General features: G+C 44.9%; 9 protein-coding genes. 3 read left to right on the top strand and 6 right to left on the bottom strand.

Going from position 1 to position 11963, the window contains the following annotated elements:
• Positions 1-99 precede the first annotated feature (99 nt).
• Positions 100-750, top strand: coding sequence for an NAD(P)H-dependent oxidoreductase (locus QT996_RS05150; RefSeq protein ID WP_333045008.1), 651 nt, complete (start codon positions 100-102; stop codon positions 748-750).
• A 228-nt stretch (positions 751-978) separates the two neighbouring features.
• On the opposite strand, the gene QT996_RS05145 is transcribed toward QT996_RS05150, so the two are convergent.
• The 4 genes from QT996_RS05145 to QT996_RS05130 all read right to left on the bottom strand — a co-directional run bounded on the left by QT996_RS05145 (position 979) and on the right by QT996_RS05130 (position 4994).
• Positions 979-2478 carry a family 10 glycosylhydrolase gene (locus QT996_RS05145; RefSeq protein ID WP_333045007.1) on the bottom strand — a complete coding sequence of 500 codons (1500 nt, stop codon included), beginning with the start codon at positions 2476-2478 and terminating at the stop codon, positions 979-981.
• A gap of 200 nt (positions 2479-2678) precedes the next feature.
• The gene (locus QT996_RS05140; RefSeq protein ID WP_445243867.1) at positions 2679-2828 is read right to left on the bottom strand and encodes an alpha-E domain-containing protein; all 150 of its coding nucleotides are present in this window, start codon (positions 2826-2828) and stop codon (positions 2679-2681) included.
• Positions 2829-2832: 4 nt separating this feature from the next.
• Complete coding sequence (locus tag QT996_RS05135) at positions 2833-3633, bottom strand: hypothetical protein (RefSeq protein WP_333045006.1); 801 nt, start codon at positions 3631-3633, stop codon at positions 2833-2835.
• A complete protein-coding gene (locus QT996_RS05130; RefSeq protein ID WP_333045005.1) occupies positions 3630-4994 on the bottom strand; it encodes an AAA family ATPase in 1365 nt (454 codons plus the stop codon). Before QT996_RS05130 ends, QT996_RS05135 begins: the two co-directional genes overlap by 4 nt.
• 219 nt (positions 4995-5213) lie before the next feature.
• On the opposite strand from QT996_RS05130, the gene QT996_RS05125 reads away from it, so the two are divergent.
• Positions 5214-7277, top strand: coding sequence for an Eco57I restriction-modification methylase domain-containing protein (locus QT996_RS05125; RefSeq protein WP_333045003.1), 2064 nt, complete (start codon positions 5214-5216; stop codon positions 7275-7277).
• Between the two features lie 134 nt (positions 7278-7411).
• Entirely contained in the window at positions 7412-8776 is a 1365-nt protein-coding gene (locus QT996_RS05120; RefSeq protein ID WP_333045000.1) for an MFS transporter, read from the top strand.
• A 215-nt stretch (positions 8777-8991) separates the two neighbouring features.
• Here the strand turns inward: QT996_RS05120 and QT996_RS05115 are convergent, their stop codons facing one another.
• Together QT996_RS05115 and QT996_RS05110 are read right to left on the bottom strand one after the other, a co-directional pair.
• Positions 8992-10350, bottom strand: coding sequence for a calcium-binding protein (locus QT996_RS05115; RefSeq protein ID WP_333044999.1), 1359 nt, complete (start codon positions 10348-10350; stop codon positions 8992-8994).
• A 215-nt stretch (positions 10351-10565) separates the two neighbouring features.
• Positions 10566-11927 (bottom strand): calcium-binding protein, encoded by a 1362-nt coding sequence (locus tag QT996_RS05110; protein ID WP_333044998.1) that lies wholly within the window; start codon positions 11925-11927, stop codon positions 10566-10568.
• Positions 11928-11963: the final 36 nt, after the last annotated feature.

Below are 11963 nucleotides of genomic sequence, written 5' to 3'. Positions count from 1 at the left end.
CCGCTTCCGTTATCATTTCATTTGAACCAGGATTATTTGCAGCCAGCCTGTAATTATCCGTTTCAACCATGATTAATTGCAATCTCTTAAGTAAAAGAAATGAATCATATCACTACGACAGACTTACTCGAAAATCTCAAATGGCGATATGCCACCAAACAGTTCGATCCAGCCAAAACAATTGCTCCAGAAATCTGGACAGCTTTAGAAGATGCGTTAGTGTTAACACCATCTTCTTATGGGCTTCAACCTTGGAAATTTCTGATTATTACCAGCTCGGAACTTAAAGAACAGCTCAAACCCCTCTCCTGGAATCAGTCACAGGTTACTGATTGCTCTCATTATGTCGTGTTCGCGATTAAAAAGCATCTCAATGCCGAGGATGTCGATCGCTTTATGGCTCGCACTGTCGAGCTGCGGGGCGGGACTGTAGAGGCAATGGCAGGATATCGGAGTCTAATCGTCAGTGACTTGGTTGATGGTGGCCGCAGTTTTAATATTAATGACTGGTCAACGCGCCAAACTTATATTGCACTGGGCAACTTTATGACCAGTGCTGCATTGCTTGGTGTTGACACCTGTCCAATGGAAGGAATTGAACCTGTCAATTACGATCGCGTGTTGGGTCTTTCTGCAAAAGGCTTTACTACCGTCGTAGCTTGTGCGGCTGGCTATCGCTCTGAAGCAGATAAGTATGCTTCACTCGCAAAAGTAAGATTCCCTAAGTCAGAAATCTTAGAAACTTTATAGAACCCATTTGGTATCTTCTTGAGCGAACTATATGGTTTTGAGGGGATCGTTTTACCAGAGGATTTAATACCAGAGTCAGGACTTTAAGCTAACAGGCATCAAACCAGATACAACCTAGATACCTCAAAGGCTTGTGAGACAACAAAAAGATCCTAAATGGGTTCTATAAACCCGGGATACGCTGTAAGTCGATCGCAATAGCGCACCTCGGCGCACCCTAAAAAGATATTAAGAGGCTCCGAAATTCACTTTTGTGACTTCGCCCGCGACAACATTAACTGTTTGTTGAATTTGACTACCGTCAACTTTCAACTGATAAGTTCCCGGAGAAAGCTCGATCGCCCCAAACCATCCTTTACCATCGGCGCGCAGTTGACGCACCTTGCCAGCAGCATCGATCGACTGCAATGTCAAACTGGTACCGTCGCAAGTTCGATCGCACCGCTGCAAATTTCCGGCGATCGCACCTGTAATCGGCCGCGACTTCCAAGGCATATCGGGAACCGCTGCTGCTGTCGCCCATACAGGCTGAGTTTCATAGGTTTTGCCCGTCGCAGCATCAACGTATTGACTGGGCACAGAAAGCGCGGTGTAAAACAAATCGTTGCTTTGGGGAACGTATTTCCAAGGCTGGCGGGGCAAATCACCGCTACCGCCCGATCGCAGTTCCACATTCGTGTACACGTTGCTGCTAGCGTAGGAATAGAGCACTGTACCTGCGACGTGATTTCCTTTCGCAGACGGCTGTTCGGCGCGACGGATCTGGCCTAGAGTGTCTTCGATGTAGTTGAGGTAATTGCCGGGGCCGATCGCAATTTGGCGGTTGTACTGGTGGTCTTTGGCGTACTCGATCCAGTGGTCATAAGCGACTTTTTGCGATGGTTTGTACTCGCGCTGGTAAGTCATCGGCATCGCCATGTCTAAGATCCCTTCTTCCAGCCAAGCGCGCCAATCTTGCAATACTTCTTTGTAAGGCTGCGTTTGATACCATCCTGCCTCGTTTTTCGGGCCGTCTCCCCAGGCGATCGTGGCGGCGGTAATTTTAACCCGCGGTTTGATGGCAAGGCTTTCTACATAAAGCTTCCGCACTAAATTTGTCACCTGATCGCGCCGCCACTGCATCCACGCGGGATCGGTGGGGGCGGGTTTGCCCGATCGACCTGTTTGCTGATTGAAACGGGCGATCGCAGTCGGATTGTAGCCCCAAGTCGGCCCACCGTAGCGCACATAATCCAACTGTACGCCGTCCACATCGTAGCGCTTGAGCAAGTCCAAATAGACGGAAACAGTATAATCTACGGCGTCTGGATGGCCGGGATCGAGGAAACCGGGTGATTCCCCCCCGTAAGTCAGCATTGCCCAATTGTCGCTGCCCGGGGCCGAAGGCCCGTGTTGTTGCCAAACGTGACCGGCGGGAAGTTTGCTGCCCGAAACCACTGGCAGCGTCACCATCCAAGCGTATACTTCAATGCCTGCGGCGTGGGCTTTGTCAATCACATCTTGCAGTGGATCGAAACCCGCCGGAACGTTGGGATCGAGGGTGCGGGGTTCGATCGCACTCGTGTAAAAGGCATCGCCACGGCGGCGGACTTGGGCGACGATGGCGTTGGCATTTGCCCGCTGCGCGTCTGCGATCAATTTTGTGACTTCTTGAGGGGTTTTGAAGCCGGGGTTGAAGGCGTCCACCCAGAAGGCGCGAAATTCGGCGGTTTGGGTTTGCGGGGGCATAGTTGCGATTGCCCGGGAGGGGAACCAGTTTGAGAACCAACCAGGAGTCAGCAGAAAACTAATTGTTAAGCCAATCAGGAACAAGCTTGACAAAAAGAATGTTTTGGTCTTTCGCATGAGAAATGTGTGAGAGAGCGTTTAACAGTCCTTTACGGACTTTTGGTTTGAGCGTCCGCTTGACATTTTCGCACAAGGGTACATTAATTGGGCAGATCGGTAAATAGTTGAGTAATACCGCTGGGAGAGTCGAGAATGAGATTAAAAGTGACCTCGGCAAAATGGGCGATATTTTCCGATCTTTCAATATAGCGGTTGAGCCAGTAAATTGAATCCGCTACACCACTTAACATAGTTTTACAGGCTAAATACGGTTTTAATGATTTTCATTTTGGCTGTATCAATGCCGCATTCAAGTTTGGAAATTGGACTGAGGGTTTTCCACTTGCCTTTATTCGCGGTGAAGATAGCATCGGCTGTTTTTTCGGCATCAATCTTATCAAAGCCTCCTATTTTATTAGTGTATAAGTAATTGAGACGATCGAAAATTTCATCTCTTGATGCACGTTTCACGCTAACTGCTTCAGGCGGTGGCGGCGGTGGCGCGAGTGGAGCAGGCGGCGAGAGATAGAATACTTTTGCTAAAGCATCTAACTTTTTACCCTTAGTAATGGAACATTTTAAGCTGGTAACAGGGTTAAAGTTTGACCAGGTTTCTCGATCGGCTGCTGAAATGCGATTAGTCGCTACAATGACATCCAATCCCTTCAATGCACTTCCTGGTTCTGCAACCAAATATCTAAGTGCAGCAAGAATAGTATCTCTTGATGCTGTGCTAAGGTTAACTTTGGGTATTACTTCCCTTGCCAAAATTTTAGCTTGCTCAATGTTTTTAGATTCGGGTTCAATGATTATGCACCAGACTCGCTCTAGTTCAGCTTGTTGAGCGACTGCATAAATAAAGGAATTGCTGACTACTTGATATTGATAATCACCTGTTTCTTTAACAATCACAGGAATCCAATTGTGTCCACCACCTTGCAGAACTGCCTCGGCTGCGGCGGTGATGATAAACTCAGATTCAGAGCATGGTTCCCCTGGTTCAATATCAGCTAATGGCAGGTGCATCAGCTTACCGATGTCATCATACTTACTCATCCTAAGAAATACTCCTTAATTAGACCAGAATAGTGTTCTAAAGCGATCTTGTTGAGAAAGACAGCGGGAATGTGAGAGAAGGCAGCATTAGCCACACTAGCATAACTGGGAATACTGAAGATAGTTTTAATATCTTTTCCACTTGTAGATTTAGGCCAATAATATGGTAGCAGATCAAAACCATCTTTTTTAGCTTGATTAATTATTTTTCCAATTTCCTGATTTGCTGTCTGAAGGCCAGGATCTGTGAGCTTCTCTCCATTGAAAAAGATGGGTAGGGCAATTGGCCCACCATCTGCTCTTTCTTGTTTAATTTCAGGAATAAACTGCGTAATCACCCTAGCTGCATTGTGTAGTGAGGCTAATCCATTATGCTTGGTAGGGATGAGAACAACATCAGAGGCATAAACACTGCTTTGGCTGAAAAATAACCATTGGGTAGGGCAATCAATCAATATGTAATCATATTTAAAAACAAAAGGTTTAAGGATATCTCGCAATCTTTTTGGACCTTTTTGAATTTTTGATTCAGCTAGACGCTGATCGGTAAAGTCTTCCATGTCCTCACTTGATGGAATCACGTCAAAAAAATGTAGAAGTTTTCCGGGCTTGTCACTGTGAGTAAAATGAACCACTGTTTTGTTAACATCTGCTTTTGTATCAGTCAAACAGTCAGATAAAGTAATAGTTCCTACGTCTAGCCCAAGAGTTCTAGTTAAATCTCTTTGTGAATCAAAATCAACTACTAGAACCTTCTTTTTCTGTTTTCGCAAAATTGCTGCTAAATTGAGCGTTGTTGTCGTTTTGCCCACTCCTCCTTTATTGTTATAGATACAAACCGTCAATGCCTGGGGCGGGTTGTCAATCAAAGATTTGATATGTTGGACAATGGCACTAATATTACTTTTGTTAATCAGAGTGCAAGCAGTTGCTGGAATTACAACTTTCCCATGCCTCCGAAATAACTGGATATGAATGCCATTAGTAATAATGCCCCATTGAGCCGTTTGGCAGTTAGGAGATAGCAGATATCTTTTAATCTGTTCCCTAGACTCGTTATATTTGGGAGTACCTTCCGCTAAGTTAATTTTAGATCCTGTCGCTATTGCCCGTCCCTTGCCTTCAACAAGTAAGTAGGGAGCGACAGGAGAGAACAAAAACTTCTCACTCTCAGTATTTTTACGCGCTGCGAAATCTACTTTCTGAGCACCCTGACCTGTTGGAAACTGTGGAAACTGGTCATTTTTAGTGAATCCAAGTGCTTCTATTAGAACCGACACAAATTGAGAGTTGACGATCGCTTCAATGGCATTCTCTGGAATGCTATCTAAAACTTGACCCCAGTTGATAGTTGTCATCATTTACAGTTAGATACTTAAGTAAAATCATAACGCTTGGTTTCAGTTTGTGTCATCGTTAGCTACCTCCCGCTCTAGCTATATGAACAGTCAACATACTTTTGGATAAGTTATATATTTTATAGTGCGCTTGACATTTTCGCACATCGGTGCAATTTTGGGCGAAAATACACTGAACAGGCGATCCTCTTCGAGGGTTTCGCTAACGCACTTTTTGAACAAATGATAGTACCGCACTTTCAAACGCTAGCCCTTCCGGGTAACAGCTACTCAACTGCAAGCAATTTACTCGATCGAGTAGATGGCTGGCGCCAAGAAGCAACCCGAAAGTTGCAGCAAAGCCAGAGAGGAGAAAAGGGACAATTTTTAACACCTTCCTCCGTCGCAAGTTTGATGGCGGGAATGTTTGAATTTAACTGTCCCGATATATCGCTTTTAGATGCCGGTGCAGGAATTGGTTCCCTGTTAGCAGCCGTTGTTGGCGAGCTTTGTCAGCGCCCAAACAAACCGCGTAGCCTGCACATTACAGCTTATGAAATTGACATTATTTTGATTGAATACCTCAAGCAAACCTTAGAATTGTGCAGTATAGAATGTCAGCGTTGTGGGATATTTTTTACCTGTGAGGTTCGCGAAATTGATTTTATTCAAGACAGCGCCGAGATGTTGCAGCCCAATCTATTTACACAGCCAGTAAAACGGGAATTTACCCATGCAATTATCAATCCTCCCTATGCCAAAATAGACGCTAAATCCCAAGCCCGAACCTTGCTGCGTTCTATAGGACTAGAAACCAGCAATCTCTACGCTGGCTTCACAGTTGCTGCCGCTCACCTGCTAAAACCAAACGGTGAATTAGTATCGATTACTCCCCGCAGCTTTTGCAACGGTTTATACTTTCGAGATTTCCGCAAAGTATTCCTTCAAATGATGGCTTTACGCCAAGTACACATCTTTGAATCCCGACAGTTGCCATTTCGCGATGATGCGGTGCTGCAAGAAACTATTATTGTGCGCGCCACCAAACAAATAGAACAGCCAGATACTGTACTAATTACCTCAAGCAGCAGCGTGGGCGACGACCTGGTTTTGTCTCACCAACTACCCTATACCGCCCTAATTAATCCTAAAGACTCCGAGCAATTTATTCGGATTTTACCGGATTCTGTCAGCCAGAAAGTAGTCGAGCAAATGGCTCAATTTACTTGCACCCTAGAGGAATTAGGCTTAACAGTTTCTACGGGAAAAGTTGTAGATTTTCGTGTTCGCTCTGACTTGCGACTAAAACCTGAAAACGGTACAGTTCCGCTGATTTATCCCGCACACTTCTCGGCTGGCGGTGTTGAATATCCCACAGCAACGAGAAAGCATCAAGCTTTAGCGGTCACCGAAAAAACTGCTGCACTTCTCGTACCTAACGAACATTATGTTTTGAGCAAGCGCTTCTCGTCAAAGGAAGAGAAAAAGCGAATTGTTGCAGTTGTGTGGGATGCCAATAAAATTAATAGCTCTAGCGTGGGTTTTGAGAACCATTTGAATTACTTTCACCAACAGGGACGCGGATTAGACCTCACCCTGGCGCGGGGATTGGCCGTTTATCTAAATTCGAGTTTGGTAGATGCGTTTTTCCGACTGTTCAACGGACACACTCAAGTTAATGCTACGGATTTACGCACTTTGAAGTATCCTAATCTAGAGCAATTACTTTTACTTGGCGCTCAAATAACAGAAATATTTCCTACACAGCGGGAGCTCGATCAACTTGTCGAGAGACAACTGCTGAACGCGACCAATCCGTTAGAAAATAGCCCAATGACAATCAAGAACCGTATTGATGAATCTCTAGAAATACTTGCTGCGCTGGGTTTTCCAAAAGGTCAGCTTAACGAACGTTCCGCCTTAACCCTCCTGGCTTTGCTTGACCTCAAGCCAAAGGATGCTTGGGAATTGGCAAAATCTCCACTTCGGGGAATCACACCAATTATGGAATTTATGGAGCAGGAGTACAGTAAAAAATATGCACCAAATACGCGGGAAACTGTGCGCCGCCAAACGGTGCATCAGTTTCTAGATGCAGGTTTAATTGTTGTTAATCCTGACAGTCCCGAACGTCCGGTGAATAGTCCAAAAACGGCATATCAGATAGAAGAAAGTGCTTTGGAACTGCTGCGAACTTATGAGACTTCTGACTGGGACAAGAATGTTCGCGCTTACCTCGTTCATTTTAACGGAGAAAATCTTTTGCAGGCTTATTCAAAAAACAAAAATAGTTTTGACTCTGAATGATGCTAAAATGCACTATTTATATGGCAGCCGCTGGCATCGGAATGGCATATACTGTGATGCCAGGGGTTTAATTGACCGGAATAGTCGATCGCACTCAGTAAATCAAATAAGTAACTAGGTAAAATATCTCTGCAATGGAAAAAAAGCATAACGCTGGATTGTGGGTATCAGTATTATACTTCGCTCAAGGTCTCCCTTACACCGTCGTTAATTTAATGTCGGTGATTTTTTTGAAAGGTATGGGAACCAGCAACGAGCTCATCGGCTTGACAAGTCTGTTGTCTTTTCCTTGGGTTTTAAAAGGTTTGTGGGGGCCAGTTGTTGATTTGTATTCCACCAAACGCAAATGGATTTTAGCAACCGAAATTATTTGTGCTTTTCTGTTTGCTTTCCTAGCTTTTGGCGTATTAACGCCCGCACCGATTATTATATCGCTTGTGATCTTTACGGCGATCGCCTTTGTGTCAGCTACTCACGACATCGCCATTGACGGATTTTATTTAAACACTCTCAATAAAGACCAGCAAGCCTTGTTTGTCGGGGTTCGCAACACGGCTTATAGAGGTGCTGTCATTGCGGGTAGCGGTTTATTGGTGTTCTTAGCCGGCAAACTGGCAGAACAGCATTTAGTCACCGGAAATACAGGCGACACCAAAACATATCAAAACATTCCGCTGCCACTTTTCGGTTCGGATTTTAGCGTGTCTGCGCTTAACTACGGATGGGCGACAGCCTTTGGCATTTGTGCGATTATGTTTGTGCTGATATATCTCTTTCAGCGGTGGTATCTTCCCTATCCTAGAAATTACGCTCTGGAATCCGGCGCCCCCCAACAAACAACAAGCTTTATCGAAGCCTTTAAAACTTATTTTCAGCAAGATAAAATTGGTTGGATTGTTACTTATGTCTTAATTTTTAGGTTAGGCGATGCCTTGACGTTTAAAATGGCTCCGCCATTTTTAATGGATAAAGTGGAGAAAGGAGGATTAGCAGTTTCTACATCGGACATGGGTCTGTTATCCGGTACCATCGGGGTAATGTTTCTGTTAATTGGAGGGTTGCTGGGCGGCTATTTGATTGCAAAACAAGGGTTGAAAAAATGGATGTGGCCGACGGCAATTCTGCAAAATTCAACTAACGTGCTGTATTGGCTGTTGGCGATAAATCAGCCGGGGATTGAATGGGCTTATGCTGTAAATTCGATCGAGCAATTTACTTACGGACTTGGCGTAGCTGCCTATACAGTGTTCTTGATGCGGACTGTCCGCCCTGAATACGAAGCATCTCACTATGCAATTACAACGGCTTTTATGGCCGCAGGAGTGCTGATTCCGGGCGTTTTTAGCGGCTACTTGCAGGCGAATCTCGGCTATCAAAATTATTTTTTTATGAGCGCGCTGGCTGTGATTCCCGGTATGCTGACCATTTTCTTTCTGCCCCTAGAAGATGAGAAAAAATTAGCATCCATGCCTAGGCCTGGACTGGACGATTTCGATTAATATCAAGTCCGGTCGCTATAATTATCAGGTCCGGGCGGGGCTGGTTTACCCATGTCTGCACTTTTTTTTCGAGATTTCGGTGAACCCGCCCTTGGAGGAATATTGATGTTTTTAATCATGGAAGAGTATAAATTGTGCGTGTTTGTTTTCCTAAAATAAAATAAGGACACAACATTGTTATGTCCCTACGAAATATCTCTATTGCCAGCGCCCAACTAAATCGCAATAAAATCAGTAGCTGTTAGCCGACTACTTAGAATGCCAGGAATACTGGCAAGAACTTCGCCATTACGGGCCAGTTCAATCGTCGTTGAAAAATCTCCTTCAGTAACTCTCACTTGGTTGAAGGTCAAACCTCCGCTCAAACCGATTAAATCTTGACCCTTTTGAAAGTCTACAAGTGTATCTGTACCGGCACCAGATCCTAACACCAATACGTCGCGTCCAGCGCCACCAATTAAGAGATCCGCACCCCCTCCGCCAATGAGCGTATCGTCTCCTTCTCCACCGTTCAAATAGTCATCCCCTTTGCCACCTAATACCAGGTCGTTGCCGATGCCAGCGCTGATAATATCGTTGCCTTTGTTGCCGTTGAGAGTGTCGTTTCCCCCATTGCCAGTGATAATATCGTCCCCTGCCAAACCTGATGCTGTATTGTTCGCATCGTCGCCGACTAAACTATTAATTTGGGATGGATCTAGAGCAGTTTGAATGGCCCTAAAATTTCCAAAAAAGCCTTTTCCGGGAGTGGTTCTTAATTGCTCTACTGTGCTGCGCGATTGCAGCGCATCTCCAAATTCTGGCAATGCAAAGTCTAAGCCAGCTAACAGTTCTAAATAATCTGAATCTGTAAAAGTGAAACCAGAGCGGTTCAACTGGTCTACAGAGATTTCTGCCTGAGTCAAGCCGGGGGGTGGAGAAGTTAACAAACCGCTTTGGCCGTGCTTGTCCAAGACAAGTAGCGGGTTGATAATCGGGTTAGTAAATGTTTGAAGAACTACTTTTCCCGGTAGGAAAGCTTCTCCTCCCAAACTAACAAAATCGCCGCTAACTATGTAGTGAGTTACATTTTTTCCGGCGCCGACTTTCTGCTTAAATGTATTGACTGTACTCTGACTAACTCCGGGAGAATTGAAGGTGACAACATCTCCGATCGCAGATGTGAATTCTGTTGCGGCTAACTGCGTTAAAGCACCGCCCAAGCTGTGTCCGAGAAGGTCTGGGAGCAAGCGACGAGGGTTTTTTGCTGTGTCTTGACCGATTTGTGTCAGCCAATTTCCTAATGCCTGTTTGTTGGCTTCAAATTGGTTGAAACCGACGCCCCGCTTGTCTGCGTTGGCAAGATCGTCTGTGGGCGAGTCGGTGCCGCGAAATACCAAAAGAGGCGGTTTGTCTGGGGTGGTGGAAATTAAGCCGATCGCGTGAAATCCAGTTCCGGGATCGTCAAAGGTGCGATCGATTTGGTAGCCAGCAGCCGTCAAACCTGTTTGAACTAAGGTTTGAGACTGGGGGTTGTTATCTATGTAAACAATTTGCTTAGCTATAGTTTCGTAAGCGGCGGGGGAGGAGGGCATATTTTTTTATTTCCTGTCGTTAGATTGGGAATTAGTGTTTAAGCTACTTAATTAATTTTACTGTAAACTCCGGTTATTAACCATATTAATTGCTCATATTTCGTTCCTTTGTAGGGGCTGATTTAGCAGAAATTTTTTGTGAATAAAAACAATTTTGCTACCAAACCCACCCCGGTTTCGCGCCCCCACAACTACAAATTTTTCTCGCCCTAAAGCTATACAAAATCTACCCGCGTAATATCGCTTGCCATTACGCCTCTGAGACTAGCAAGAATTTCACCAGTAATCGGGATAGTAATTAAAGCTCCGTCAGCACCTTGGGTTACTCTAATTTGAGGAAAAGTTAGACCCCGCGACAGTGTAATTAAATCTTGACTATCTTGAAAATCTACAATCACATCGGCGCCGCCACCTGATTCCAATACAAAGCGATCGCGCCCCGCGCCACCCATTAAAAAATCGTTGCCAAACTCGCCGGAAATCAAATCATTTCCGTCGCCACCGTCCAAATAATCGTTATCTCTGCCGCCGTACAAGAAGTCGTCGCCCTCACCACCGATGATGCTGTCATTACCTCGATTGCCTCTGAGAGTATCGTTACCGCGGTTGCCGATAACTGTATCCTCTCCCGGGCCGCCGGTAGCAGTATTGTTGCGATCGTCCCCTGATAAATAATTGGGTTGTAAGGGAGCTAAACCATATTGCATTTGTCTGATTAACTGCACGAAAGAAAATTCGGGTGCTGTTCTCACACTCTCTGCACCGCCTCTGGTTCTGATGGCTACTGACACATTGGGCAAGGCCAAATTCATCGCAGCGATAAACTCGTTAAAATCTGAATCGTTGTTATAAGTAAATTCGGGACTGTTTAATTGTTCTACGGAAATTTGTCTCTGCAAAAAACCCACGGGCGGAGTAGTTAACAAATTTTCAGTTCGATGTTTTGCCAAAACATTTAAGGGATTAATACTCGGATCTGTAAAACTTTGGATAAATACTTTACCCGGAATAAATGCTTCCCCAAACAAGCTCACTACATCTCCACTGACAATGTAGTGAGTGACATTTTTGTTGCCTGCCCTGCTGAGATTTCTCCGAAAAGTGTTGAATGTACTCGCTGAGACTCCCGGAGAGTTGAAAGTAAAGATATCTCCGGTCAGAGATGTGTATTCGGTTGCTACAAGTTGAGCGACGGCTCCGCCCCAACTGTGCCCGATGACATCGGGCAATAATTTGCTGGGATTTTTAGCAGTATTTTGACCTATTTCTGTCAGCCAATTTTTGATATTATCTTTGTTCTTTTCAAATTCAGGTAAACCAATGTCTCTGGAGTCGGAAAATATAGCGTCGCCGTCGATGAAATCTGTACCTTTAAATACGAGGGCTGGCGGTTTTTGGGGATCGAGTGAACCGAACCCGATCGCATAAAAGTTTGTTTCTGGGTCGTCGAATATGCGATCGATATAGTAGCCATTAGTATCTAGGAAACGCGAAACTTCATTTTGTGCGTTCGGTTTTTGATTCAAAAAAACAATTGACTTAGCCAGAGCTTCATAAACAGCAGGCGAGGCACTCATAATATTATATTTGGTGTTTGTTGGTATTTGCGATCG

Source organism: Microcoleus sp. S13C4 (assembly GCF_036700865.1).
GTDB lineage: Bacteria > Cyanobacteriota > Cyanobacteriia > Cyanobacteriales > Microcoleaceae > Microcoleus.
Note: the sequence above shows the minus strand (reverse complement) of the source record. Positions and strands in the feature narration are given on the sequence as shown.

What these genes read in the sequence shown, in the direction of transcription:
- QT996_RS05150 (WP_333045008.1), top strand. Translation starts at nt 100, where the DNA reads ATGAATCATATCACTACGACAGACTTACTCGAAAATCTCAAATGGCGA.
- QT996_RS05145 (WP_333045007.1), bottom strand. Translation starts at nt 2,478, where the DNA reads ATGCCCCCGCAAACCCAAACCGCCGAATTTCGCGCCTTCTGGGTGGAC.
- QT996_RS05140 (WP_445243867.1), bottom strand. Translation starts at nt 2,828, where the DNA reads ATGTTAAGTGGTGTAGCGGATTCAATTTACTGGCTCAACCGCTATATT.
- QT996_RS05135 (WP_333045006.1), bottom strand. Translation starts at nt 3,633, where the DNA reads ATGAGTAAGTATGATGACATCGGTAAGCTGATGCACCTGCCATTAGCT.
- QT996_RS05130 (WP_333045005.1), bottom strand. Translation starts at nt 4,994, where the DNA reads ATGATGACAACTATCAACTGGGGTCAAGTTTTAGATAGCATTCCAGAG.
- QT996_RS05125 (WP_333045003.1), top strand. Translation starts at nt 5,214, where the DNA reads ATGATAGTACCGCACTTTCAAACGCTAGCCCTTCCGGGTAACAGCTAC.
- QT996_RS05120 (WP_333045000.1), top strand. Translation starts at nt 7,412, where the DNA reads ATGGAAAAAAAGCATAACGCTGGATTGTGGGTATCAGTATTATACTTC.
- QT996_RS05115 (WP_333044999.1), bottom strand. Translation starts at nt 10,350, where the DNA reads ATGCCCTCCTCCCCCGCCGCTTACGAAACTATAGCTAAGCAAATTGTT.
- QT996_RS05110 (WP_333044998.1), bottom strand. Translation starts at nt 11,927, where the DNA reads ATGAGTGCCTCGCCTGCTGTTTATGAAGCTCTGGCTAAGTCAATTGTT.